Source organism: Nonomuraea polychroma (assembly GCF_004011505.1).
Classification (GTDB): domain Bacteria; phylum Actinomycetota; class Actinomycetes; order Streptosporangiales; family Streptosporangiaceae; genus Nonomuraea; species Nonomuraea polychroma.
In genome coordinates this window covers 9,138,799-9,161,634 of record NZ_SAUN01000001.1, presented here as the reverse complement: position 1 = coordinate 9,161,634, position 22,836 = coordinate 9,138,799, and the positions used below count along the sequence as shown (strand labels likewise).

Annotated in this window: 28 protein-coding genes and 1 tRNA gene; 12 read left to right on the top strand and 17 right to left on the bottom strand. The window is 69.6% G+C overall.

Annotated features, from left to right (window positions below; all coding sequences use genetic code 11):
• Positions 1–105 precede the first annotated feature (105 nt).
• Positions 106–252: a hypothetical protein gene (locus EDD27_RS54935; RefSeq protein WP_164904026.1), complete on the top strand. Its 147-nt coding sequence runs from the start codon at positions 106–108 to the stop codon at positions 250–252.
• 278 nt (positions 253–530) lie between these two features.
• Here EDD27_RS54935 and EDD27_RS42145 read toward each other — a convergent pair whose 3' ends face one another.
• The 9 genes from EDD27_RS42145 to EDD27_RS42110 form a co-directional block, all read right to left on the bottom strand.
• Complete coding sequence (locus tag EDD27_RS42145) at positions 531–1,409, bottom strand: helix-turn-helix domain-containing protein (protein WP_206641890.1); 879 nt, start codon at positions 1,407–1,409, stop codon at positions 531–533.
• A 14-nt stretch (positions 1,410–1,423) separates the two neighbouring features.
• Entirely contained in the window at positions 1,424–1,957 is a 534-nt protein-coding gene (locus EDD27_RS42140) for a DUF6879 family protein (RefSeq protein ID WP_127937470.1), read from the bottom strand.
• A complete protein-coding gene (locus tag EDD27_RS42135) occupies positions 1,954–2,211 on the bottom strand; it encodes a hypothetical protein (RefSeq protein WP_127937468.1) in 258 nt (85 codons plus the stop codon). The genes EDD27_RS42140 and EDD27_RS42135 overlap by 4 nt, the downstream gene beginning before the upstream one ends.
• Before the next feature lie 388 nt (positions 2,212–2,599).
• Positions 2,600–3,391 carry a hypothetical protein gene (locus tag EDD27_RS42130; RefSeq protein ID WP_127937466.1) on the bottom strand — a complete coding sequence of 264 codons (792 nt, stop codon included), beginning with the start codon at positions 3,389–3,391 and terminating at the stop codon, positions 2,600–2,602.
• 447 nt (positions 3,392–3,838) lie between these two features.
• The gene (locus tag EDD27_RS42125; RefSeq protein ID WP_127937464.1) at positions 3,839–4,591 is read right to left on the bottom strand and encodes an STAS domain-containing protein; all 753 of its coding nucleotides are present in this window, start codon (positions 4,589–4,591) and stop codon (positions 3,839–3,841) included.
• 73 nt (positions 4,592–4,664) lie between these two features.
• A complete protein-coding gene (locus EDD27_RS42120; protein ID WP_127937462.1) occupies positions 4,665–5,150 on the bottom strand; it encodes an ANTAR domain-containing protein in 486 nt (161 codons plus the stop codon).
• A gap of 47 nt (positions 5,151–5,197) precedes the next feature.
• Entirely contained in the window at positions 5,198–5,428 is a 231-nt protein-coding gene (locus tag EDD27_RS42115; RefSeq protein WP_127937460.1) for a hypothetical protein, read from the bottom strand.
• A 206-nt stretch (positions 5,429–5,634) separates the two neighbouring features.
• Complete coding sequence (locus EDD27_RS54930) at positions 5,635–5,811, bottom strand: transposase (RefSeq protein ID WP_164904025.1); 177 nt, start codon at positions 5,809–5,811, stop codon at positions 5,635–5,637.
• 471 nt (positions 5,812–6,282) lie between these two features.
• Positions 6,283–7,287, bottom strand: a complete 1,005-nt coding sequence (locus EDD27_RS42110) for a tyrosine-type recombinase/integrase (RefSeq protein WP_127937458.1) — start codon at positions 7,285–7,287, stop codon at positions 6,283–6,285.
• A 148-nt stretch (positions 7,288–7,435) separates the two neighbouring features.
• Between EDD27_RS42110 and EDD27_RS42105 the strand changes: the two genes are divergently transcribed.
• From EDD27_RS42105 to EDD27_RS42090, 4 genes are all read left to right on the top strand, one after another.
• A complete protein-coding gene (locus EDD27_RS42105; RefSeq protein ID WP_127937456.1) occupies positions 7,436–7,966 on the top strand; it encodes a DUF5994 family protein in 531 nt (176 codons plus the stop codon).
• Positions 7,967–8,157: 191 nt separating this feature from the next.
• Positions 8,158–8,481 carry an STAS domain-containing protein gene (locus tag EDD27_RS42100; protein WP_127937454.1) on the top strand — a complete coding sequence of 108 codons (324 nt, stop codon included), beginning with the start codon at positions 8,158–8,160 and terminating at the stop codon, positions 8,479–8,481.
• Positions 8,478–9,587: an acyl-CoA desaturase gene (locus tag EDD27_RS42095; RefSeq protein WP_127937452.1), complete on the top strand. Its 1,110-nt coding sequence runs from the start codon at positions 8,478–8,480 to the stop codon at positions 9,585–9,587. Before EDD27_RS42100 ends, EDD27_RS42095 begins: the two co-directional genes overlap by 4 nt.
• 80 nt (positions 9,588–9,667) lie before the next feature.
• A complete protein-coding gene (locus tag EDD27_RS42090; RefSeq protein WP_127937450.1) occupies positions 9,668–9,892 on the top strand; it encodes a hypothetical protein in 225 nt (74 codons plus the stop codon).
• A gap of 36 nt (positions 9,893–9,928) precedes the next feature.
• On the opposite strand, the gene EDD27_RS42085 is transcribed toward EDD27_RS42090, so the two are convergent.
• The 4 genes from EDD27_RS42085 to EDD27_RS42070 form a co-directional block, all read right to left on the bottom strand.
• Positions 9,929–10,279, bottom strand: coding sequence for an STAS domain-containing protein (locus EDD27_RS42085; protein WP_127937448.1), 351 nt, complete (start codon positions 10,277–10,279; stop codon positions 9,929–9,931).
• A 356-nt stretch (positions 10,280–10,635) separates the two neighbouring features.
• Positions 10,636–11,055 carry a hypothetical protein gene (locus EDD27_RS42080; protein ID WP_127937446.1) on the bottom strand — a complete coding sequence of 140 codons (420 nt, stop codon included), beginning with the start codon at positions 11,053–11,055 and terminating at the stop codon, positions 10,636–10,638.
• Positions 11,056–11,118: 63 nt separating this feature from the next.
• The gene (locus EDD27_RS42075) at positions 11,119–11,664 is read right to left on the bottom strand and encodes a DUF5994 family protein (RefSeq protein ID WP_127937444.1); all 546 of its coding nucleotides are present in this window, start codon (positions 11,662–11,664) and stop codon (positions 11,119–11,121) included.
• Complete coding sequence (locus EDD27_RS42070; RefSeq protein WP_127937442.1) at positions 11,661–12,635, bottom strand: acyl-CoA desaturase; 975 nt, start codon at positions 12,633–12,635, stop codon at positions 11,661–11,663. Before EDD27_RS42070 ends, EDD27_RS42075 begins: the two co-directional genes overlap by 4 nt.
• Positions 12,636–13,098: 463 nt before the next feature.
• Between EDD27_RS42070 and EDD27_RS54925 the strand changes: the two genes are divergently transcribed.
• Together EDD27_RS54925 and EDD27_RS42065 are read left to right on the top strand one after the other, a co-directional pair.
• The gene (locus EDD27_RS54925; RefSeq protein WP_164904024.1) at positions 13,099–13,245 is read left to right on the top strand and encodes a hypothetical protein; all 147 of its coding nucleotides are present in this window, start codon (positions 13,099–13,101) and stop codon (positions 13,243–13,245) included.
• Positions 13,246–13,251: 6 nt separating this feature from the next.
• Complete coding sequence (locus EDD27_RS42065) at positions 13,252–14,022, top strand: hypothetical protein (RefSeq protein ID WP_127937440.1); 771 nt, start codon at positions 13,252–13,254, stop codon at positions 14,020–14,022.
• A 1,285-nt stretch (positions 14,023–15,307) separates the two neighbouring features.
• Here the strand turns inward: EDD27_RS42065 and EDD27_RS42060 are convergent.
• Positions 15,308–16,453 (bottom strand): AAA family ATPase, encoded by a 1,146-nt coding sequence (locus tag EDD27_RS42060; RefSeq protein ID WP_127937438.1) that lies wholly within the window; start codon positions 16,451–16,453, stop codon positions 15,308–15,310.
• A gap of 14 nt (positions 16,454–16,467) precedes the next feature.
• On the opposite strand from EDD27_RS42060, the gene EDD27_RS42055 reads away from it, so the two are divergent.
• The gene (locus EDD27_RS42055; protein ID WP_127937436.1) at positions 16,468–16,842 is read left to right on the top strand and encodes a hypothetical protein; all 375 of its coding nucleotides are present in this window, start codon (positions 16,468–16,470) and stop codon (positions 16,840–16,842) included.
• Here the strand turns inward: EDD27_RS42055 and EDD27_RS42050 are convergent.
• Both EDD27_RS42050 and EDD27_RS42045 read right to left on the bottom strand, forming a co-directional pair.
• The gene (locus EDD27_RS42050) at positions 16,826–17,047 is read right to left on the bottom strand and encodes a helix-turn-helix domain-containing protein (protein ID WP_127937434.1); all 222 of its coding nucleotides are present in this window, start codon (positions 17,045–17,047) and stop codon (positions 16,826–16,828) included. The two genes, EDD27_RS42055 and EDD27_RS42050, sit on opposite strands and share 17 nt — an antisense overlap.
• Positions 17,044–17,283, bottom strand: a complete 240-nt coding sequence (locus EDD27_RS42045) for a helix-turn-helix transcriptional regulator (protein ID WP_127937432.1) — start codon at positions 17,281–17,283, stop codon at positions 17,044–17,046. The genes EDD27_RS42050 and EDD27_RS42045 overlap by 4 nt, the downstream gene beginning before the upstream one ends.
• A gap of 51 nt (positions 17,284–17,334) precedes the next feature.
• Between EDD27_RS42045 and EDD27_RS42040 the strand changes: the two genes are divergently transcribed.
• Together EDD27_RS42040 and EDD27_RS42035 are read left to right on the top strand one after the other, a co-directional pair.
• Positions 17,335–18,039, top strand: coding sequence for a helix-turn-helix domain-containing protein (locus EDD27_RS42040; RefSeq protein WP_164904023.1), 705 nt, complete (start codon positions 17,335–17,337; stop codon positions 18,037–18,039).
• Positions 18,036–19,283, top strand: coding sequence for a tyrosine-type recombinase/integrase (locus tag EDD27_RS42035; RefSeq protein ID WP_127937428.1), 1,248 nt, complete (start codon positions 18,036–18,038; stop codon positions 19,281–19,283). The genes EDD27_RS42040 and EDD27_RS42035 overlap by 4 nt, the downstream gene beginning before the upstream one ends.
• Positions 19,284–19,388: 105 nt before the next feature.
• Here EDD27_RS42035 and EDD27_RS42030 read toward each other — a convergent pair.
• A tRNA-Leu gene (locus tag EDD27_RS42030) sits at positions 19,389–19,477 on the bottom strand.
• Between the two features lie 398 nt (positions 19,478–19,875).
• On the opposite strand from EDD27_RS42030, the gene EDD27_RS42025 reads away from it, so the two are divergent.
• Positions 19,876–20,469 (top strand): hypothetical protein, encoded by a 594-nt coding sequence (locus EDD27_RS42025; protein WP_241564538.1) that lies wholly within the window; start codon positions 19,876–19,878, stop codon positions 20,467–20,469.
• A 213-nt stretch (positions 20,470–20,682) separates the two neighbouring features.
• Entirely contained in the window at positions 20,683–22,767 is a 2,085-nt protein-coding gene (locus tag EDD27_RS42020) for a chaplin family protein (RefSeq protein WP_127937426.1), read from the top strand.
• Positions 22,768–22,836: the final 69 nt, after the last annotated feature.

Genomic DNA, 22,836 nt, shown 5'->3' with positions numbered 1-22,836 from the left:
GCGATTCCCATGGCAGGTCTCCTATCGGCTGAAATACTCGGACAACCTTGCCTATGTACGGAGAACCACCGATCATTTCCGGCACTTGCCGCGATCCTCCCGAACATGCCGCGCCAGGACGAGCGGGCCGAGAGTCTGATCGAGTTCGACCCGCCGGAGCACACGCGGCGGCGCCGGATGCTGACGAGCTGCTCGACCGCCTCACCGTCGCTCAGCAATGCTCGCGGCCGGTCCGCGTTCCACAACCCGTAGGTGTGCCGGATGCAGTACGCGCAGCCGAGTGGGCAGCCCTGCACGTGATTGAGGGACAACCCCGACTTCCGGTACTCGACGACCTCGCGGGCCCGCTCCGGAAGCGCGGCCACGGCTGCCCTGGGCAGCAGGGGAACGAACGCTGAACTCACGACAATCTCCAGGTCAGGACCGTCGATGGCGTTGTCAGCGTGGCACGGGCGCGAGGAGAACGGCGAGGAATGTTCTAGAGATTTCTCGAATCTTGCCAGCAGGCGGAGACGGGGAGAAACATCGAGCTACGCCGTCGCGGCGCTTTCGTCATCATCGTCGGGCAGCGCCGATCGGAGTTCCTCCATCACCTGGGTGATGACTGCGCGGGCGCTGGCGCCGTAGGCCGCGACGGAGGCCATCGCCCCGAAGACCTTCTCGTGCAGGTCGATCTCCTGGGCCTGGGTCAACGTCAGCTCGGCCGAGAAGATCTCCACGAGCACCTGGCGGTCATCGAAGATCCAGAAGCCGCATCCGGGGGCGATGACGAACGGCGTACCGAACGGGATGACGCCGAGCCGTACGTTAGGCAGCGTCGAGGCGGCCACCAGCCGATCGAGCTGAGGCAACATTAGCTCCGGCGGGCACAGCCGGTACCGGAGGACGGCCTCGGTGATCACGAAGTGGAAGCGCTTCCGAGGGTCGTAGAGGATCTCCTGCCGGGCCAGCCGGGCGCGGACGGCGTCGTCGATGTCGTTCGTGATGCCGAACACCGTGATGGCCTGAGCCAGCCGGTGACGGGCGTACCCTGCCGTCTGGAGCAGCCCGGGAACGAAGGCGGGCTCGAAGACCCGCAGACGGGTGGCGCGCCGTTCCATGTCGGCCCAGGTGCCCTGATGATGCCGGGTGCCCCCGCTCAGAAGGCGCTGCCACTCCGCGTGCGCCGACTCCATCGTGCGCAGCATGGCTAGCACCGAGGCGCTGTCTTGCTCGTCGCTGGTCGTCGCGCCGACCCAGCCGGTGACGTCGGCCTCGGTGGGGGTCTGCTTCCCCGTCTCCAACTTGGAAATCTTGGAGGCAGGCCAGGAGAGGCGGTCGGCAAGCTCACGGCCGGTCAGGCCGGCGGACGCACGCAGGGTGCGCAGCTTGTTGCCGAGCGCCTCTCGGGCTTGCTGGACGCTGGTCACGCCCCCTTTTCTACTCAGCCGTCCGACTCCCGTGCCAGGTCGGCGAGGAACTGTTCGCGGGTGATCGCCCGATGCCAGGCGTCGTCCCGAGCCGCCGCCAACTCGACCACGGTGGCCGGGTCGGTGACGATCTCGGCGCCGAGCAGCACGTCATCCTCGTCGAACTTCAGCCGAGCGGCCCACTTGGAGTCGAACAGCCAGTAGTCCAGCTCCGGCAGACCGGCCGCCTGCGCCCGGTCCAGGTAGCGGATGTCCTCCCCGGCCTGGATAGCGAACTCCGCACACCACAGTCCGAAGCGGGAGTAATCCGACAGCGGGACGGAGACGACCCGCACACGATGGACGAACTTCCCCTTGGCCGCATGTTCGGCCATGAGATCGAGCCACGGCCGATTCCACGCCAGGTCGTCGGGCTCGCCGGCGAGGAATCGGCGGAGCGGCTCGTCCTCGCCCGGGGAGTTGTAGCGCTCCCTCGGCTCCAGCCGGAACGCGGTGTGCTCGAACGACCTGAACAGATCCCCGAACGCGTCGCCGGAAACCAGGGTCAACGCCCCTCCTCGGCGCTTTCGCTGGCCGCCGCCGTCGTGGCGGCGTCGGCGACGATGGTAGGGGCCTGGTAGAACCTCAGCAGTTCCAGCGGGATTTCGATGTCGGCCTCACCGGAAGGCACCTCGCCCAGGTCGGCGAGTGCCTGCGAGTCGGTGACGCGGTAGCCGCGCACCACGAGGCTGCCCCGATCGGTGGCCCAAAGTGTGGGCGAGCCGCCGTTCTGCGAGGTCGAACCGAGGAACGTAACCCTCATACCTGCCTCCGGTGGAGAAGAATTCGAGAACATTCACCACGAGGGGACTACGGCTCGGCGTAGGCGTCAACCCATCCGACGTGATTGCTCTAGGGCGTCATGCATTGCTATACGGGGAGTCAACTCCAACCATCAGGCGAGTCACGATGGCGCCACCGGGCGCTGACCGACCTGCACCCGTGTTGAGGTCCTCGGCTCGTCTTCTCCGGCTTCTGGAGGCTCGGCAGAGGCGCGAGAAGCCACCTTAGGTGATCAGGGTCCAGTCCGGCGTTCGCTCCCCTGATTGACGGTCTCAGAGCCCCACACCGCGCATCGGGTTGCCTCGCCACTTGTTGTGGGCATCCACCGTCGTACGCAGCGCCCATCCCCGTGGAGGAGTACCGCGGCATCACCTAGCCCTGGAAGCGCTCCTGACCTCCAAGGGGCCCGATGCCCCGCTATGACACGTCGAGATCGGGAAGCCACAAAGGGACGGGGGCAGGGGCATCCTGGGGCTGGTCGAGATGGTATTTACATCTGCCGCCGCCCGTGGGCACGACGCAGACCTTCCCCTTTCTCGTCGTGCCGCCGCACTGCACCTCGGGGTCGTGAACATGACACAGCCCTGAGGGCGCGCGTCGATGGAGCACGGCTGGCCTTCCTTGGTCGTGGCCCGACACCGAGCGGCAGGAGCAACCTCCTGAACTGCCGCGACCGCGTTCTCGGGCGCCGGGGGCGGTTGCAGAGCCACGGCCATTTTGGAGTACAGCCGCCGTCCGGTCGGTCCTGCCAGCCGGTAGGGGGTGACGATCTCGACCAGGGCCACCGGCGCCGGAACGGGGCGGGTGCCGGGCTCACCCCAGCGCACCCAGACGGGCACCACGCCGGCTCCGGCCTCGGCCAGTAACTTGCGCAGCGACCACGGCTTGTCCTGCTGGTCGATTTCGATGGCGATCGGCGGGCCGTCCAGGCGCTCGCAGACGACGTCCAGATACCCCGGCCGGTCCGGGTGCGCGCCGGGCAGCCCGGCCAGGCTAGGTACCTCGCAACGCACCCGCCATCGGTGATTGACACCCCAGGCGACGATGGCCCGCGTCAACTCGGAAGTGACCCGGGCCGCAGACCAGTCGGTGAAGGCCAGCGGTGCCAGCCAGCGCGACAGCGACTGCCCGGCCCGCTGCGCGCGCAAGGCGATCTCCACAACAAGAAATGTTCCCCTCGGGGCTGATCCGACCCCCCGCGTTCGGCAGGTCGCCGTTGCCCGAAGGCTCAAGGCTCCGTGGTCAGTCCTCGCCGTCGGCGTCAGGACGCGGTAGACGCTGACCAGGGAGGGGTTGCTGCCCTTGTTCTTGCCGGTGGGGATGACCAAGCTTGGCTGCGATCTTCGGCACCGGCACCCCGGGCCCGCGCAGGCTGCGGGCATAAGCGATCACGTCGTCGTCGAATACCCTCCGGGGCCCGCCATTGCGGCCCGCCCTGAGAATGCGCCCGGCGTTGGGTCGGACGCGACACCCGTGTGACCTGCAACGCAGCTTGACCGGGAATCTGCAACATTATCTGGCCGTGTACGTCACGGTCAGCGACGGATGGTCCGCTGATTCTGAACCCGCCCCTCCGAGCGGAGGGCCCGGGGGAATTGCCAAGGGTGTCAGTCGGCGGAAGGGATGGGGCGTGGTGGTGCCCATGGCACCATGCTCACGATCGAGTGAGCCTCAGCGAGACTGGCGCGCATGATCACCAGGCTCTCGCCGCAACGGCTCAGGGCGTCGTGCAGCAGTATGCGGGTCTGCTGCGCCTTGTCGAGCTGACGCAGGACGGCCTGGTGGTGGTGCGCGGCCTGCTCCCGCAGAGCCCCGGACCGGCGGATGATGTCATTCAGTGGCGGGTCAACCCGCTGAGGGCGGGGCTGGGATCGCAGGTGGCTGCCTGAGCGGCGGACGCGTGGCGTGTGAGGGACATTGTGCAGGGTACGCAGCGGCGGATGCCGGAGCACGGGAGGTGACACGAGAGCTGACGCGGGGGTGAGGGGGGTGTCGATCTGGTAGGACTCGACATCGGTGGCGGACATGGCCTCGGCCATGCTGGCGTAGACCGGTATGTCCGGTAAGCCATGCTCGGCTGCCAGCGCGATCAGCCGGCGCAGGGGCGGCTGAGCTTCGGCGATGGACAGATGCCCGCCCCTGGCCAGCATGGCCTGGTGCGCGGAGGCAAGCTGGCGGAATCCGTTCAGGTCACAAAACCCCAGGTCGGCGGCGGCCACGACCACGCAGGTCACCGCGGACTGAGCGAGCGGGTCGAGGAAGGCGGCCAGGATGGGTCTGGTCGTCGTGTCGAGTTCTCCCGTCAAGGCGATCACCAGGGTGGTGTCGCCGACGGGAACCAGCCGTATCGATAGCGGCATGGCCCGTCCCGCCCTTCGTCTCCGTCTGATGGAGGGTGAATATCTCGCGTGTCCCTGCCGAGGGCCCGGCCTATCACGCGGGCCGGTCGCGGGAGAACCGCAAGGTGTGAGCCAGTACCCGGTCGGCGACCTGCGACAGTGGCTCGTTGCCGGCGAAGGCGTAGGCGCGCAGCCGCAGCAGTGCCTGATCAGGTGAGCAGCCGAGCTGAACGGCGACGACGCCGCTGGCCTGGTGGATGTGCGCGGTCAATGTCAGGGCGTCGAACGGCACCACCGCACCGCCGCCGCCGTCGTGGGTCACCAGGCCGAGCAGCAGGATAAGAGCCGCATCCGCGAACAGCTGCGCCCGCCGCTGTTCGGCCGGGCTCAAGGTGCGCGGACCGACTGGGCATAACACCAGCACCCCGACGGCAACCGAGTCGGTCGGCGAACCGGCCACCAGTGAGCCGGTCAGCATCGGGAAGGCGAAGACCGCCCGCACCCGGGCCGCTTGGGGCATCGCGGTCAGCACCGGCCAGCGCGCCTGCTGATCCGCCTGCCGCAGATCAGCCGTCAGCACCGGCAGACGTGTCCCGGCCGCCTCGATGCACGGCCCGTCACCGCTGGTCAGTTCGGCTCCAGCAGCTGCTGGGCCGGTTCACCCACCGCGCACAGGGGCTCCAGCCGGCCACCGAGTCGGCCACTGCGGTTGCCGACGAGCACCGACAGGCCCACGCCGCCCACCCGGACCGAGATCGCGCACGCGGTACACACGTCCTGGGCCGCCATGGGTGCGTGCCGTCGCCGGGCGGCTTCCATGATGAGCACCCAGACCGGCAGCGCTCCCTCGTCGACCATTCGACCGGACCGCCTGCCTGTGGCTCGAAGCACACCTGAGGCCAGGCTACGCCTGTAATCCGGCGGCCGCCTTCTGATCAAACCGCAAGAGTAGCTGGCGGTGCTGCTCCACGTCATCGTCGCGCTCACCCAGAACGGGCCGTAAACACCAAGGGAGGTGGCCTGCCCTCGCCCGGCACAGGTCCACCCCCAAGATCGTTCGTCGCTCAGAGCGGGCCATCTGACTGCATGCCCTCGGCGCCCGGCCCCGGCCCGAGGTCGAGCTGTTCACTCAGGTCGAGCTCGAACCTGCCGTACAGGTTCAGATGGGACCAGAACAGAGTCGACAGGGCGCGCCAGTCGCCCCCTATCCAGCGGTGGACCGATCTCCTGCCGGCAGGCATCTCTCCGGATCCCCGATTCGCAGCCGCTCCGACAACCCGGGACTGCAATGAAGAAATTCCAACGAAGTAGCCTCTGACCTGGATTGATACGGACCCCTATGGCTAAGGTCTCGATTCGCTTACGGCGTTGACCATGAGCGACGACAAGCCGTAGTTCGGATACGGCGCGGGCGGTCGCCCGTTGTGGACGGTGCGAGGCAGGGATGCTGAGGTCATATGGAAGGCCGGTCCAGGTCGCGTGCGCCAATGACACGTCCGCGCAGGAGCTCGCCCGGTACTCCGACGACCTGTGCAGGGCCGGGTACCAAGTCCGGGGTTGAGGAACCTGCGGACAGCCGTTGGCGGTACCCGCGAGTAACTTAGCTGGACGCTTCGGCGGGTCGTTCTGTGCGCGCCGTCACCCCGCGAGCCTAGTTGCGGCCAACTGCACGTGCACGCTGGTCAATGTGCCGTAGAAGCTTCTTCGCCCTGCTAGTGGTCGGTGATGAGGGCGTCCAGGGCGGCGGCTTTGTCGGCTTCGGTGGGCAGGGCGTAGCGGCGGGTGGTGTCCAGCGAGCCGTGGCCGAGGAGTTCGGCGACCAGGATGGGGTCTTTGCCGTCGCGGATGAGCTGGGTGGCGAAGGTGTGGCGCAGGACGTGCGGGCTGAAGGGTTCGGTGGGGTCGTCACCCAGGCCGACGGCGTCGCCGAGGCCGGTGATGATGTCGCGGGCGGCGCGGTCGCTCAGGCGGCCGCCGCGGTGGTTGAGGAACAGCGCGGCGTGGGTGCCGGCCCCCTTCCAATCGGCGCGGGCCTGCAGCCAGTCGGTCAGGGCCTGGCGCAGGTCGGGGTGGACGGGCAGCAGGCGGATCTTGCCGCCGTCGCGGCCCTTGCCGCGGATGCGGAGTTCGCCCTTGCGGGCCGATAGGCGCACGTCGGCCAGGTCGAGGCCGACGACTTCGGAGATGCGCAGGCCGGCGTAGTAGGGCAGCAGGGCGATGGCCTTGTCGCGCGGCGGCGCGGTGAGCTGGACGTGGCGGATGTAGCGGCGGGTGCGCCGGGCGTCCAGGGCGCGGGGTGCGGTGCGGCGGGTGTCGCGTTCGCGGCGGGCTTGGGGTTTGCCGAGGCCGCGGCGGGCGTAGAAGTCGTCGATGGCCGACAGGTAGGTGTCGATGGTGTTGGGGGCGCGGCGACCGTTCTTCAGATGCCGGCGGAAGTCGCGTACCGCGCCGGTGGCGGCGATGGGGTCGGTGAGCGGGTCGCCGTCCAGGGCGCCGGCGTCGGCTTGGTCGGCGAGCCAGGCCAGGTAGCCGCGCAGCCGGGAGGCGTACTTGGTCTTGGTGGAGTCGGCCAGCGGGGCGTGCGCGAGCGCGGCGGTGTAGCCGGCCAGGACGGCGGCGTGCGGAGCGGAAAGCGGAAGGGCCCGCGGCCGGCGTGTGTTTCCGGAAGCTGATCCGACCGGTTCCGCGATCTCTGCGGGCCTGTTTCCGGTAGTCACTCCCACAGTCTACTTCCGGAATTGAGCGATTCCGGAAGTTATGAGGTAGAATAAAGATACCGAGGACTTTTCGAGCGTTGGCATTCAGGTCTGCGTCACCCGCGGCGAACCACCACCGGCCTCTTGGGGCCCGGACAGGTTAGGCGACATGACGCTGACACTTCTTTCTCAGCGTGCACCGCTCAGCGCCGCCTCATCGGCGATCCCCCTGGCCGATTCCGCGCTACGGCTCAGCCTCCACCCGGTGCCGAATCGGCGAGCCATGGTGGACGGGGCCTGGTGGCCCTACTCCCGCAATGCGGCCGCCGAACTGCCCGGCCTCATCGCCGCCGTCGACCGGCTGCTTGATCGAGTCACGCTCCGCGTCAGCGTCCATGGCGATACGTGGCAGAGCCTCCCACGCCGCATCCCGGCCCGCGGCCGGCAGATCCGCATCAGCTGGTCCCGCCACACCGATCCGCGCGTGATCACTCTCAGATTCGCCACCGGAGAGCCAGTGATCTTGCTGATCATCCCCTCGGGCGCCGCCGCCGGCGCCGCCGAGGCCACGCTCAAACTCACCGCCCAGGACACCGCCGGCCTGATGCCCGACGACATCCTCACCCTGGCGAATCTGCCATCCCAGCCCGCGGCGCGCCCGACCCGCCGTGCGGCGATCGCCGGCAGCTCGGCCAACTGAGACAACGAGGTCGGGTCGATCATCGGCCAGGAGACGACCACCTCAACCAACCGGCCGTCGGCAGCGGCGTGACCCACGTGCCGCCTGCCGGCCGGATCGAGCGGTCCAGGCACCGCCCTTACCGGCGGCGGCCCGATCTCCGGCCGGCAGGCATCCCATCCCCTTTCAGCTTCTTCAGTGAGGAAACTTCCATGACCGTCATCGACACCGCCCCACTCGGCGGCGCGACCGCCTCGGTACCGACCCTCGTGCATCTGTCCGGGAACATCGGCATCTTCAGCACAGCTCGGCTGCGCCAGCGACTGATCAACACCCTCACCCACAGCAGCGGCCTGCTCGTCCTGGACCTGTCCCGGGTCACCTTCTGCGGGGCCGGCGGGCTGGGTGTGCTGGTCGGCGTGCAAGGCCGTGCCCGGGCCCAGGGCATCACGCTGGCCCTGACCGGCCTTCCCCCGTTCATGGCCCGGCTGCTGCGCAGCGCCGGCCTGGACCACCGCTTCCCGATCATGGCATGACCGACACGCCCACCACCCGCAACACCGCCGCGGCGGGTTATGACGGCAGCTCGCCGTTCCCCCGGTCCGCAACGCCCGCGCGGACCGGCATCGCCCCGGTGACCCTGACAGCCGCGATCGTGGTCGCGCCGTTCATCGCGCTGGGCGCCGGCATCTGGCTGGCGTGGGGAAGCGGGGTAAGCCTCACCGACCTGCTGCTGGCCGCCACCTTCTACATGGTGACCGGGCTGGGGGTGACGGTCGGCTTCCACCGGCTGCTGACCCACCGCTCCTTCACCGCCCGCCCGTGGCTGCGCGTCGTCCTGGCCGTGGCCGGATCGATGAGCTTCCAGGGCAACCTCATCGACTGGGTGGCCGTCCACCGACGCCACCACGCCTTCACCGACCGGCCCGGCGACCCGCACTCCCCCTACCGCTACGGCACCGGCCTCGGCGGGCAACTGCGCGGCCTGGCCCACGCCCATCTGGGCTGGCTGTTTTCCAGCGAGTCCACCTCGGCCACACGGTATGCCGCCGACCTGCTGCGCAACGATCCGGCCATGCTGCGCATCTCGCGCGCCTTCCCCGCCTGGTGCGCCGCCTCCCTGCTCCTGCCGTTCGCGGCGGGCTGGGCGATCAGCGGCAGCCTGTACGGCGGGCTGACCGCGTTCATCTGGGCCGGCCTGGTCCGCATCGCCCTGCTGCAGCACGTCACCTGGAGCGTCAACTCCCTGTGCCACATGATCGGTGACCAGCCGCACAAGACTCGCCGCCATGACCGCTCCACCGACCTGTGGCCGCTGGCCCTGCTGTCCTTCGGCGAAAGCTGGCACAACGGCCACCACAGCCAGCCCGGCTGCGCCCGGCACGGCCGCGGCCCTCGCCAGATCGACCCCTCCGCCCGGCTGATCCGGCTGCTGGAACGGCTCGGCTGGGCCACCAACGTGCGCTGGCACCCCGCCGACGGCCTCCAACACCGTCGCATGGTGGCCGGCAAACACACACTGCGCACCACCATGCACCACTTCGGCGGCGCCTCCACCACCGGCGGCCACCGCGGCGCATGCCTCACTGATGGCCGCCGACCCGGCTCCGGGGCCCGGCCGTCAGGGACAATTCCCGACTGAACGCCCCTACCCGGAGCCAGGATGGCAGGTGAGTGATGACCAACGCCCGACCTCCGCAGCGACCAGGTCCTGGCAGTGGCGTGGATCAGGCCCTGGCCGGTGTCTTGAAGGCGCTCAGCACAGCCTCGCGCACTCTCGCCCTTCAGAACGCGATGAGCATGGCCTGCCACAGCGACCGGCAGCGGCTCGCCGCGTGTCTGGAGGCGATGACGCCTGGTCAGCTCGTTGAGGTAGCCGCCGCCGCACGATTGCTCAGCGCCGCGGCCGACCAGGTGCTGGACAAACCGGCGGCCCGGACGCAGTGACCGACGAGGGGACCGGCTGCCGGGGACGGTGGCCGGTCAGCGCGGTCCGGGCCAGTGGGCAGCCTGGTCGAGGCTGGCATAGGACGGGAACATGTCCACGAGCCGGGTGACGGACAGCAGCCGCGCCAGCGGCCCGTGCACCCCGATCAAGCGCAGCCCGCCGCCGCGGCCTTCGGCCTCGCGCTGGCCGGTGATCAGAGTCCACAGCCCGGAGGAATCGCAGAAGGCCAGCCGTGCGGCATCCACGACGATCTTCGGTGGGGCCTCGGTGAGCAGCTCGTTGAAGGCCTGCCTCAAGGGCAGTTGTGTGGTGCTGTCAAGTTCGCCTTCCAGCTGGACCAGGTGGAAGCCGGGGCGTTGGCGTACGGTGATGGCAAGTTCTGTCATGATCGGCCGTCGGTTGTCGGTGGATGTCGTCCTACCCGCCCCCGCAGCGCAGAACGGCGATATCGGACATTCGCGGGTGCCCCTACCCCGTAATGTCGTGACTTTGCCCGCGCGGCCGTCAGGTAAGCAACTTGTACCCGCCGAATCTTCGTGGCAGGCCTGATCTCGTGGCGCGGACTCGGGTGATGTTCACGTCACTCAGCCGAGGCGGTGGTCAGGCCGCCTCGTCTGGCCTCCGGCAGGGCGGCGTGGCGCTGTGCCGGCGGCGCGGGCTTAGGCGCTGTTACGAGGGGCGACATCGCGTGGCGGCCCCGGCGTCGGCCATGCCCCGCACCCGGGCCAGCAGACGACACGTTCTACAGGCGCGACCTATGGGTGGTGGCCGGTGCCGGACTGTCTCCTGTTCGGCTGAGCGTGGTCTCGCCGGCAGGGTTCATGAACTGGAAGCTCAAGGGGCGTGGGGTGGCGTCGATGCGGCGCGCGTACCAACGTTGCACGGCGTGGTGTGCGAGGTCGAGGTCGAGGGTCTGCTGAGGGAGCAGGAGGCGGTGGTCGTCCGGCGTGGTGTGGACGCTGCCCTGCTGCCAGAGGCGATGGGCCTGCCGGCGTTCGCGCTCAGGTACCTGAGGGCCGCAGGACAGATCCAGCCACCATTCGCGCAGGACCTCGCCGTCGCTGTCGATCTCGCACAGCGCTCCGGCGATGAAGCAGGTGCCCGTTGCCGTGACGGGCACCGCCCGGTAGAGGGGCCTGTCGATGTCGCGCAGCCAGTGCACAGTGTGATCCTCCCTGTCACATGGTGGGGCCCGCGTGTCGGCTCTCCTGCTCTGGAGCGCCGGTCAGGGCGCGGGACGGCGGGCGGGCTGTCGAGGCTGTCCGCCTTCGTTATCCCAACCGGCCAGGCCGAGCGCGTTCGCGGCAGTGTCGAGGCCGGCAGTGTCGAGGCCGGCGGGGGCGGAGGTGGTGGGGTTGTCTGGAGCTGCGGCGGTGAGGATGTCGCCGGGGCGGGTACGGCCCCGGCACCCGGTGGCCAGGCCGAGCGCCTTGTCGGCGGCGGCAGGCGCGGTGCCGGGCGGGATGACCAGCAGGTTGAGGTGTTCGATCCCCGGGATGATCAAATTGACCACGTGGGGATCGATGGTGCGGAACCAGCCCACTCTGATCTGGCGGCCGGGGGCGACGATGCGGCGCGGGATGTTGTCCCAGGTGTCCACATGCAGGCCCACGCGCAGAACCCGCCGCTCCAGCCGCTGGTCAATGGCGGCGATCAGGGCGGGCAGTTCCGCGCCGGCGTCGTAGCTGGCGGGCCACCACGCCCCGTCCACCGCACCCCGGCGCGCGAGGTCGGGATCCAGGCTGAGCCGCACCTTCTCAGGGCCGGTCATGAGGAAGGCTCGCGGCGTTGTGCGACCAGGCGTGCGGCCAGGCGCGCCGGGGTCGGCCAGCGCACGTCACGGGCCCAGCCGAACCGTTCCAGCAGCCGGATCAGCCGGGCGGAGATGTCGATCTGGCCGGGCAGCACGCCGTGGCGGGCGCAGGTGGGGTCGGCGTGGTGGCCATTGTGCCAGCTCTCGCCGAACGACAGGATCGCCAGCGGCCAGAAGTTCGCGGCCCGGTCCCCGGCACGGGTTTTCAGCGGCCGCTCGCCGAAGACATGGCAGACGGAGTTGATCGACCAGGTGACGTGGTGCAGCAGCGCGATCCGTACCAGGGCTCCCCAGAAGAACGCGGTCAGCGCGCCGCGCCAGGTGCCGGTGGCCAGTAGGCCGACGGCGGGCGGCAGCAGCAGCGAGGCCGCCACCAGCGGCCCGAACAACCGGTCCACCCGGCCCATGTCGGCGTCGGCGAGCAGGTCCTTGGCGAACCGCTCCCGATTGGTGACATCACGCCCGAACATCCAGCCGACATGCGCGAAGACCAGTCCCTTGGCCAGGCCGCGTACGCTGCGGCCGTAGCGCCAGGGCGAGTGCGGGTCACCGTCACGATCGGCGAAGGCATGATGGCGGCGGTGGTCGGCCACCCACTGGATGACCGAGCCCTGCACCGCCAGAGACCCGGCCACGGCCAGGCCGATCCGCAGCCACCGGCTCGCTTTGAACGCGCCGTGCGTGAGATAGCGGTGGAAACCCACCGTGACGCCGAGCCCGGTCAGGACGTAAGCCGTGGCGGCGATCGCCACGTCGGTCCAGCTCAGCCCCCACCCCCAGGCCACCGGCACCGCGGCGGCCAGCGCCGCGAACGGAACCAGCACGAACACCCACAACGCGACCACCGCCGCGACCGGTTTACGCCCATCGATGATCGGCGCCACGCCGACCCGCTCACGATCAACGACACCTGTGCCCGTTGAAGCCATGCCAGCATTGCCTCCCTGTCCCGTCGCAGCGCGCAGTCACGCGTTGCCATAAGTCAATTCGCCTTCCCACGCATACCGCGGCTACACACCACCGCGATCAACTCGCTCATGTGGGGCACGCTCGCGGGGGCCACCCTCCCCGCGAGGGCGGGAGGTCTTACGCCCCTTCCTCGTCCAGGTCGCCGCTGTCGGGGAAGGCGGGCAGGCCGTGCCGGATGCGGGCGCCGGGGGCTGTCACCCGTCCGGCGGCGGTTCGATGGTGCGCGCCACCACCGCCTGGGCCAGCTCCGTCAGGTGCAGGTGGCTACTGCGGGCGTGCTGACGCCAAGCAGCGCGAAGGCCTTCTGCAGGGACAGCGCGGGCCGCTCGCCGAGCATGCCTCTTGGCCTGCTCACTGACCACCCGGAGCTCGGGACATAGGATCCAGTAGGCGGCGTTTTCTCCCTTGATGGGAGGTCCGAAGATGCTGGATGAGCGGGAGGCGGCGGCGCTCGCCGCGCTGCTGCAGGAGCTGGCAGACCGGTCGGGGATGACCGGTTGTGCGCCGATGCGCGGCGGATGGCCGAAGCGCTGCACGAGCGCCTGGCCGGCGTCGGCCGGAGCGGTGTGACGCCCAGTGGATACGCCGAGGCATGCCAGGGCCGGGCCGTCGGCCGGGACCAGGCGGCCGGGCAGCGCGACCTTGCCGCTCGTCGGCGCGATAGCCGAGCAGCGTGATAGCACCGCCGCCGAACGGGGCCGCCAGACGCATCGCGGCCAGGGGGCGGCCGACGCGGCCGACCGGGCCTTCCACGACGTGCTGTGGGAAGCCGAACAACGTGATCACGCCGTCGACCGGCGTGACGACGCCGGCGAGCCGGGCGAGGGCCGGGACAGCACCGCGATGCGGCAGCGATGGCGCGATGCCCGCGAGCACGGCCGCAAGGATCGCACGGTGTTGCGTGAGTACTGGGAAGGGGCCGTGCGCCGGCAGCGGGCGGCGGCCCAAGCCGATGAGCAGGCCGCTCGGCAGGATCGGCGGCGGGCGCGCGAGGACCGTCGGACCGCTGCGGCGGATAGGACCGCGGCCGAGAGCGATCGGGACGCGGCCCTGGCCGATCGGGAGCAGGCCGAGATCGAGCGCCAGATGCTGAGGCCGCCCTGGCTGGACACGGCCGGCGACGTCGGCGGGACGGCCTGGCAGGATCAGTTCCTGGAGAGCGTGCAGGACGCCTGCGAGCGCGCGCGGGCCACCGTCAACCGGGCCAGACAGGCGCGCGAGCAGGCAATGGCGGCCCGCCGTCGGGCCGAGCAGCTGACCCAGCGCCCTTCAGCCGATCCGGCGTCGGGAGCTGAAGGGAGCAGGCCGGTGAGTGATCGACCGGCTCGCGGCGGTGGGGGTGCGTGAACGGCCGCAGATGCGTGAAATGGGTTTGCGCTGCCGCAGGGCTCGCGGTCGTCGCGGAAGTACTGTTCGCCCGCGTGCTGGTCGGAGCAGTGGCGCCCGCGCAAGCGGTCGGGTGAGGAGTACGCGGCGGCAGTGGGCGAGTTGGTCGCATTCGGCGTCGGGCGGGGTCCGACGCGTCGTGAGGTGCGGGCCCGACGGGAGAAGGCGACGTGCCCGGTGTGCGGGCGGACCTGGTGGGCAGGGCTGCAGAAGCGGTCGGATGCCACGTACCGCAGTCGGCGCTGCCGCATCCACACAGAGTGGACAAAGAGCGCCGCTGGAACCCTGCCAAAGAGCGCCGCACGTCACACCCGAGACCTCTCCTCTCGCGCGCGTGCGCGCGTAGGACTCCCGAAACTCCCGAAAGTGTGATCAGTTCTTTCCGGGTTCCTCCGCCTGCCGCCGAGCCTTGGCCTTGGCGATCCTGGCCATGATGTTCTCGATGACGGCCTGGTCGTCGGTCACATTCACGGGGCCGCCCTGTGGACCAGACACCTCGACCGCCCTAACCGGCCGCCAATCGTCGGGACACATTCGCGCGAGCAGTTCCAGGGCGACGCGTCCGTTCGGCGGGGTCCAAGCCCGTTCCCGAGTGCCGTCCGGCCGTTGAACATCGCGGATCAGGACGCCGCCCCCCGCATCGGCGAACGCGGCTGACACCAGCACGTCTGTCGCGCGTGCGCGTGCTCGCGTAAGAGCCTCGCAAAACTCCCGGTACTCGGGTGGTGCGTCCTCTTCCTCCCCACGGGCCATCCATCTGTGGACGGTCGAGCGCCCCACACCGCACAGGTCGGCAGCGGTGCCGAGGAAGTGACCCGCCTCCAGGTGGCGGCAGAGCTGGTCGCGCAGCTCGGGGGTGAGCTTGGAAGGCCGCCCCATCACCTGCACTCCTGACGGTGAGCGGCCAGTAGCCGACGGGCATGAGCTGCACCCCGATGCGCGATGTCAGGGTCTGTCACGCCTCGCGTACGGGGGACGGGCAGAACTGGTCGCGCAGCGGTGGGGCGCAGTCCGTACCGCATCAGGAGGGTTACGGCGTCGGCAGCCTTGCGCTCCGGGTCGGGCAGGCCCCACTCGTTGAGGAGTAGGGCGAGAGCGCGTTGGGCGCCTGTGATCGTGGCGGCCATCGCAGTGGTCAAGGGAAGAACCTCCGTGCTGGGTGGGCCGGGAAGAGCAGGGAGGCAGACTGCCAGGCTGCCACCGTCGTAGACGTAGGAGGAAATGGCAATCTGGCAGTCTGCCGAGGTCAGCCGCCTGAGCCGTTGGCAGCCTGGGGTAGGGACAGCCACCATTCACTCTTGCCATTGCGGCCGGTGGGCATCTGGTCGGGGACGACACCGAGGGCCTTACGCGCTCGGTGGAGGGTCCGCTGGCTGATGCCGTGCGCCTGGGCGGCCTCCTCCTCGATCTCCCGTGTGAGGACCTTCCGACCGCCTTCCAGGCGAGCCTTCAAGAACTCGACCGCCGTCATCTTTTCCTGGCGCTCTTCGCTGTTGAGCGATTGGCCGAGGATCTCCGAGACGCTGCGATCGGCCTCGCCTGCGAAGACGAGGCGGCCGACGTTGGCGATGCCCTTGCGGGTCTCGATCTCCGCCTGCTCGATGGTGTAAGCCAGGGAGGGCAGATCCTGGCTGCCCAGAGAGTTCTTGGTCTGGGTCATCACCCGCGTGCCGTCATCGGGGTCCCGAGCGAACCCGAACACCGCGCGGGCGACGTTCTTGAAGGCGCCTGAACCCGTGATGAGCGACGAGGCGTCGGTCCCGCTGCCCTTGTTGAAGTGGGCGATGCCGAGGATGATCGCTCCGGTCCGATCGGCGAGTTTCGCGAGCGGATCCAGTGCTCGGCGGGCGTCGCGTTCTTTGTGGGTGTCGATGCCTGCGCCGATCATGGACATGAGGGGGTCCAGGACGACGAGCGCAACGCCATTCTCGGCGATGACGTCGGCCAACTCCTCGATGTCGCGGGGCAGCGTGACGGTTCCGTGCGTGCCCTCGACCTCGACCGCCTCGACCCGGTACACCAGATCGAGGTCAGCCCCCGCCGCCATCAGACGCGGGACCAGTGTGTGCGCCCACGAGTCTTCGACCGCGACGTAGAGCACTGATCGACGCGTGCCGAAAAACATACCTGGAAGGGTTCCCCGGGTGATCCCTGTCGCGAGCCAGATGCCGAACGAGCTTTTGCCGGTTCCCTCACGACCAGCGGCAATGGTCAGGGCGCCGGCCGGGATGCGACCAAGCTCCCCCTCGCTCCACGCCCACTCCACGGGCTCGGGCTCGATCTCGGAGGCGCGAGTGAGGCGGAGCCGTCGGTGCTTGGCCGGTTCGGGCTCTCCGAGGAGGGCAGCCCGGACGGCGTCCCCCGCGCCGAGTTCTGCCGGAGTCATGTTCATGCCACACCTCGCTTGTGACGGTGCGGGCGGTCACCTTGTCGGTCCTGGTGGAACTGGTCTCGCGGACCACCCCATCGGACGAGTTCGAGTTCGCGGTAAGACGGCATGTCGGCCACCGCTCGAACCTTGCGGGCGACGGCAGCCCAGTGGGCGGCCATGTCGTTCTCGGCGCGGCCGTACCCGATCTCTTCGCCTGCGCTGAACCCCAGGAGGTAGCCCTGCCGGAAGGCGTCTCGCTCCCGCTGGTGCTGTCCCTCCAAGTCGCGGAGCAGGCGGCGAAGCTCGTCGGCGGGTACGCTGGGGTGATCGGTGCTGCTGAAGGCTGCCGAATTCTGGAGGCGCTCCTTGTGGAGAGGGGCGCCTCTCTCTATGTCACGCTGCACTGCTGATGACCTCGACTTCGATGTCAGGGGCGTTGAGCAGGGCCTGACCGCGTAGCCAGGCAACCGGAACGCGGTGAATCGCCCCGACCTTGGTGGCGGGGATCTGCCCCTCCCCGATGGCCTTCCGGATGGTGCGCTCGTCGGCACGCAGGATGCGGCTGACTTCGGGCACGGTGGCGAACAGCTTGTCGCCGAGTTTCTCGATCGTCATGCGCCCTCTCCCTTCTTGCTTGTGCCGGTCAGCCACGTCTCCACGTCCGGCCGGTGGTATCGGACCAGGCGCGGCCCAATGCGGTGAGGTCGGGGACCGATGCCGTTGCGTGCCCATCGGCGGACCGTGCTGAGGGAGACGCGGGCGAGACAGGCCAGTTCGGCCGAGGTAAGCCAGTCCTCCGAGCGTTGTGCTCCGAGGTGACAGATTTTGGAGAAGTTGTCATGCACGATCATGATGATGCAGAGCTGCTTGCAGGATGTCAACTTGGGCCATATTGTGCTTGTGTGTCACAAGACGAGTGGGCGGGCGACCTGGCCCGCATAATCGCCGGGGAAGTACGCCGACATCGGCAGCGTCGGGGGCTGAGTGCGCAGCAGCTCGCCGATGCATGTGAAGGGGCGGGGTTTCCCATCGCCCGGTCGGTGCTCGCCAACTTCGAGAACGGCCGGCGGCCCACCGTCAGCGTGGCCGAGGTCGTGGTTCTGGCGCGAGTGCTGAGGGTCCCACCGATCCTGCTGCTGTTCCCGCTGGGGCAGGCAGAGATGATCGAGATCGTCCCGGGCGTCCATGCGACGGTGTGGGACGCCTTCGACTGGTTCGTGGGCAGCGCACCTCTGCACTGGCGCAAAGACGGCAAACCATCCTCGCCGGCCACAACCACCGGCAAGGACATCAACGTATGGCGTGAGGAGGTGCGCCCGCTCGACCTACTGCGCGAGAACCAGCGCTACATCCGGCAGTGGCGACACGAGACCGAGATCACTGCTCATCAGCGCTGTGCCGTGGAAGAAGCGGAGGACGAGGAGGTTCGTCGCTGGCGCCGTGAAGCAGCGGAGACCCATGCGCAGATTGCACATCAACTGGAGTACGAGATCGCTAGGACCCGCAAGGAGATGCGGCATCTCGGGTGGACGGCGATCCCGCCGTTGCCCGACGAACTGGACCACATCGACGTGTTGATGCAAGACGAACCAGAGGAGATTGAGTGAGCAGTTCGACCAAGCGGAGACGATCCCCCGGGGAAGGGTCGGTCTTCAGCTACAAGCTGTCCAAGGGGCAGGTCCGGTACGGCATCAAGTTCATGGCCACGCTGCCGGACGGGTCGGCCAAGCAGGTCCTGCGGCGCCGCGACGAGAACAACCAGCCGTGGCTGACCCAGACGGACGCGCAGAAGGCCCTGCGCGAGGCCCTCGGCAAGGTGGACAAGGGGGAGTTCGTCCAGGCCAGCAAGCAGACCCTCGGGGTGTACCTCGACGAGTGGGTCGCCGGGCTCAGGCTCGAATCGTCCACGCTGGCCAGCTACAAGAAGAACATCCGGCTCCACCTCAAGCCGTACGACATCGGCAAGGCGACCCTCGCGGCTTTGACCGGGCCGAAGCTGACCGCCCACTACCGGTACCTGGAGGAGAGCGGCCGGAAGGACCACAGGGTTGGCGAAGGGCTGTCGGCCCGCACCGTGCGGTACGTGCACACCATCCTGAGCGCCGCGCTGTCGGAGGCCGTGGACGCCGGCCTGCTGGCCCGCAACCCGGCGGACAAGGCCAAGCCGCCGACCGCCAAGCAGGCCAAGGCGCCCGAGATGCACCCATGGACGGCGGCCCAGCTCAAGGATTTCCTGGCCTGGTCGCGCGACCACAGCCACCTGCACGTCGCCTGGCACCTCCTGGCGCACACCGGCATGCGCCGCGGCGAACTGCTCGCCCTGCGCTGGCGGCACATCGACCTGGAGGCCGGAACGGTCAGCGTCCGCCGGTCCGTGGGAGTCGTGCGGGTCAAGGGGGAGAAGGCCATCGTGAAGGAGGGCGACACCAAGACCGCCAAACCCCGCGTGGTCGATCTCGACGCCGCCACCGTGGCGTTACTCAAGGCGTACAAGCGCGAACGGGGCGGGATGGCCCTACAACTCGCCCGGGACGACGCGCTCGTCTTCGGAGACCAGGAGGGCAACCACCGGCATCCCGAGCGGTTCTCGCGCGGTTTCCAGGACCAGCTCGGGCGCTGCGCGAGGGCGTTCGAGAAGGCCGGCCGCGAGGCGCTGCCGCGCATCCGCGTTCACGACCTCCGCCACACCCACGCCACGATCCTCATCGCGGGCGGCAAGCCGCTGAAGATGGTCACCGAGCGCCTCGGCCACGCCGACCCCGCCATCACTCTCCGGGTCTACGCTCATGTCATGCCCGGCAATCAGCGAGAGGCCGCCGACTGGTTCGCGGCCCTGGTCGAGAGCGCGTAACCCTCGTGCTCAGGCCCACAAGTATCAGCGGAGTATCACGGCTCGTTCTGGAGGCGGAAATGAAAAAGCCCCGAGCCTGTGACCTGCACATTCTCAGGGCCTCCATGGTGTCCGAGGGGGGACTTGAACCCCCATGCCCATCACTGGGCACTAGCACCTCAAGCTAGCGCGTCTGCCTATTCCGCCACCCGGACTTTGGTGCCTGCACGCGGGACCGTCATCCCGCGTCGGCTCAGTAAGGTTAGCAAACTCTGCGGAGTGCGTCATACCAAGAATCCGGTCAGTCTTCGAAGACCTCTCTGCAGGGCCGGATGGCGCGGGTGCGGGGCTGCGATGGCGATCTCTTGGTGTGGGTCCCGGGCGATGTGGTGGTTGGGGCGGATTTGAGAGTTGTGCACTTGGGGAATTCGCGGGGCTCAGGTGAAAAGCCCTTGCGGCCACCTTGGGTGCTGCTACGGTTACGGACCGTTGAGGGGTGAGTCCACGGAACGACCTCACGATGTGGGGTCGGTTCCGGAGTCCGGGAGGTCACGTGGTGCGCGCGGCGGTGCGGCAGTCGAGGGCGATGCCCCTCGCTGTGTGCCGTCTGCCCGTGGCCGTTCCGGAGCAGGACACGACTGACTATCGGGTTCTCCGGATGGCGCGGTTCGCGGCCGGTGCCCGTCGGGTCGTCGTGCGGGCAGTCACGATCGGCGCCCTCGCGGTCGCCGGGTGGCTGCTCGCCGTTCTGTTCGGCATGCTCACCGCCGCTCCGGCGGCTGCGGACGTCACGGCGACGGCGGGTTCCGCCGTCGTGGAAGCGGGCGCGGAAACGGTCCCGGGTGCCGGCTCGTTCCAGGCGTTCGGCGACTCATCCCAGGCGAGTGGCGACGCACTCCAAGCCCTCGTGGGCACGGATCAGGGCTCGGCGTCGGACAACGCCGCGGCCATGGCCGGGCGCACGGTCGACGGGCTCAACAGCCAGCGGGATCCTGGCCTTCCATCACCCTCCACCGCCGGACAGATCCTGGACACCAATGGCTTGGTGCCCAACGGCGGTGGCAGCGGCCCGTTCGGGTCAGCCACGGGGGACATCGCGAGGTCCGTCTTCGACCCGCGACTCCAGGCGCGGCGCGCTCTCCCGGCGTACGTGCCGCCCCCCGTCGTCCGCACAGCGGCGGACGACCCTTCTTTCTCACCTGACTGATCCCCGCCTGCGCGCCGGTCGGCAATCCATCGTCGCCACCGGTCTTTCCATGCGACAGCGGCGGAGCGCGGCTTGATCCCCTCCGCCGGCGGGTGACACGTCAGTCAAACCGGTTCGCGGACCCGAGGTCCCGCTGTGCGTGAACCTCATCCGGTCTCGGGCTGCCCGTGATCCGTTCAGGTATCCCCCCAAGAACCACTAGGAGCATTCATCATGCGTACGTGGGCCAAGGCATCGACTCCTGCCGCCCTTCTCGCGGTGGCGGTCATGTCGTTCGGCGGCGGCACCGCCCTCGCCGACACCTCAGGCGACGGTTCCTTCGGCGGCGGCAACCAGGTCGACCTGCCGATCTCTCTCCCCATCGACATCAGCGGCAACTCCGTCGCGGCGGCCGGCTCGGCGGAGGCCTCCTCGCAGGGCGGCGCCGAGGTCGTGAACAACGGCAAGGGCGGCATCTCCAGCAGGACCTCGGGTGACGGTTCTGTCGGCGGCGGCAACCAGGTCAACGTTCCGATCAGCGCCCCGGTCAACGCCTGCGGCAACGCGGTGTCGCTGTTCGGCAAGTCCGACGCCGGCTGCAAGGGCGGCGCGAGCGTTCGCAACCAGGGGAAGGGCGGCGCCGGCGGCAACCGTACCTCCGGGGACGGGAGCGTGCTCGGCGGCAACCAGGTCGTCGCGCCCATCTCCGCCCCGCTGAACGCCTGCGGCAACGCGGTGGCGATCTTCGGCGACGCCACGGCGGGCTGCACGGGCGGCGCGAACGTCTACGGCGGCGGCGCCGGCGGCAACCGTACTTCTGGGGACGGGAGCGTGCTGGGCGGCAACCAGGTCGTCGCGCCGATCAGCGCGCCGGTCAACATCTGCGGGAACTCGGTGGCCGTGTTCGGGCGGGCGTTCTCGGGCTGCAAGGGCGGCTCTTCGGTGAGCAGCGGCGGTTCGGGCTACCGCAAGCACCACAGGAGCGCCGGCAACGACACCGACGGGCGCTTCGCGGTGGGCAGCGGCAACCAGGTCGTGGCCCCGGTCAGCCTGCCGGTCGAGGTCTGCGGCAACGCCGCGGGCAACGCGACCGCGGGCTGCAAGGGCGGCGCCGAGGTCCGGAACGCGGGTGCGGGCGGCAACCGTACGTCGGGGCGGGGCGGTGTGCTGAGCGGCAACCAGGCCGTCGCGCCGATCGCCGCACCCGTCAACATCTGCGGCAACGCCGCCGCCCTGCTCGGGAACGCCTTCGCCGGCTGCAAGGGCGGCGCGAAGGTCCGTCACTCCGGCGCGGGCGGCAACGGTACGTCGGGGCGGGGCGGTGTGCTGAGCGGCAACCAGGCCGTCGCGCCGATCGCCGCACCGGTCAACATCTGCGGCAACGCGGCCGCGGTCCTCGGGGCCTCCGAGGCCCACTGCAAGGGCGGAGCGGGCGTCTCGCCGCGTAACGGCGGCGGCAACTGGACGTCCGGCAGGGGCGGCGTGCTGGCCGGCAACCAGATCGTGGCGCCGATCGCCGCGCCGGTGAACGTCTGCGGCAACGCCGTGGCCGTCCTCGGCGACGCCGCGGCCGGATGCCTGGGCGGGGCGCACGTCGGCAAGCCCGGGCACGACAAGCACGGCCCGTACCGCTTCGCCCACACCACCGGGGTCCACGCCGCCGGCAAGAGCGCGGCCGCGAAGAGCGGTCTGCTGCCCATGCTGGCCGGCGTCCCGGCGCTGGGCGGCCTCCAGGGTGTCCCGGCCGTGGGGGCTCTGGAGAGCGTTCCGGCGGTCGAGGCACTGGAGAGCGTTCCCGCCGCGGGGGCGCTGAACGAGACCGTGGGTGGCGTCTCCGCCGCTACCGAGCAGGTGCACGGTCTGGCGAATGGCGCTGGGCTGCAGGACGTTGCCGACGCCGCGCAGCTCGACGCCGTTTTCGGTCAGGTGACCGCGGTGCCGCTGGTCGAGGACGCCGCCAGGACGTTCGGCCTGCCGCAGCTGCCCGAGCTGCCCGGCCTGCCCGCCCAGGCGCAGGCCCCGGCCAAGGCGTCGAAGGCCGCGCACGCCGGTCCCGCCGACCGCCGCGCGCCGGCCCGCTCGTCCTCCCCGCTCGGCTCGGCGACCGACCTGGTCTCCTCCACCCCCGTCGGCGGCGCGGTGACTTCCGTCACCCGGGGCCTGCCGGTCGGCGACATCGGCCTGATGAGCGCCCAGCAGCCCGCCGGCCTGACCGGGATGAACCCGAGCTCGCTGCTCGCCCTCGCGCTCGGCGCCATGTTCGCCGCCTCGGCGACGCTGTTCGCCTCGGCTCGCCGCTTCCGGCTCGGCCGTCAGTAAGTCCCATCCGTCTTCCGGCTTCGACCCGGCCGGAAGTGAGGGAATCGGCGAGTACGTAAACAGGTACGG

What these genes read in the sequence shown, in the direction of transcription:
- EDD27_RS54935 (WP_164904026.1), top strand. Translation starts at nt 106, where the DNA reads ATGCCGCGCCAGGACGAGCGGGCCGAGAGTCTGATCGAGTTCGACCCG.
- EDD27_RS42135 (WP_127937468.1), bottom strand. Translation starts at nt 2,211, where the DNA reads ATGAGGGTTACGTTCCTCGGTTCGACCTCGCAGAACGGCGGCTCGCCC.
- EDD27_RS42125 (WP_127937464.1), bottom strand. Translation starts at nt 4,591, where the DNA reads ATGCCGCTATCGATACGGCTGGTTCCCGTCGGCGACACCACCCTGGTG.
- EDD27_RS42115 (WP_127937460.1), bottom strand. Translation starts at nt 5,428, where the DNA reads ATGGTCGACGAGGGAGCGCTGCCGGTCTGGGTGCTCATCATGGAAGCC.
- EDD27_RS54930 (WP_164904025.1), bottom strand. Translation starts at nt 5,811, where the DNA reads ATGCCTGCCGGCAGGAGATCGGTCCACCGCTGGATAGGGGGCGACTGG.
- EDD27_RS42105 (WP_127937456.1), top strand. Translation starts at nt 7,436, where the DNA reads ATGACGCTGACACTTCTTTCTCAGCGTGCACCGCTCAGCGCCGCCTCA.
- EDD27_RS42100 (WP_127937454.1), top strand. Translation starts at nt 8,158, where the DNA reads ATGACCGTCATCGACACCGCCCCACTCGGCGGCGCGACCGCCTCGGTA.
- EDD27_RS42095 (WP_127937452.1), top strand. Translation starts at nt 8,478, where the DNA reads ATGACCGACACGCCCACCACCCGCAACACCGCCGCGGCGGGTTATGAC.
- EDD27_RS42085 (WP_127937448.1), bottom strand. Translation starts at nt 10,279, where the DNA reads ATGACAGAACTTGCCATCACCGTACGCCAACGCCCCGGCTTCCACCTG.
- EDD27_RS42075 (WP_127937444.1), bottom strand. Translation starts at nt 11,664, where the DNA reads ATGACCGGCCCTGAGAAGGTGCGGCTCAGCCTGGATCCCGACCTCGCG.
- EDD27_RS42070 (WP_127937442.1), bottom strand. Translation starts at nt 12,635, where the DNA reads ATGGCTTCAACGGGCACAGGTGTCGTTGATCGTGAGCGGGTCGGCGTG.
- EDD27_RS54925 (WP_164904024.1), top strand. Translation starts at nt 13,099, where the DNA reads ATGCTGGATGAGCGGGAGGCGGCGGCGCTCGCCGCGCTGCTGCAGGAG.
- EDD27_RS42060 (WP_127937438.1), bottom strand. Translation starts at nt 16,453, where the DNA reads ATGAACATGACTCCGGCAGAACTCGGCGCGGGGGACGCCGTCCGGGCT.
- EDD27_RS42050 (WP_127937434.1), bottom strand. Translation starts at nt 17,047, where the DNA reads ATGACGATCGAGAAACTCGGCGACAAGCTGTTCGCCACCGTGCCCGAA.
- EDD27_RS42045 (WP_127937432.1), bottom strand. Translation starts at nt 17,283, where the DNA reads ATGATCGTGCATGACAACTTCTCCAAAATCTGTCACCTCGGAGCACAA.
- EDD27_RS42020 (WP_127937426.1), top strand. Translation starts at nt 20,683, where the DNA reads ATGCGTACGTGGGCCAAGGCATCGACTCCTGCCGCCCTTCTCGCGGTG.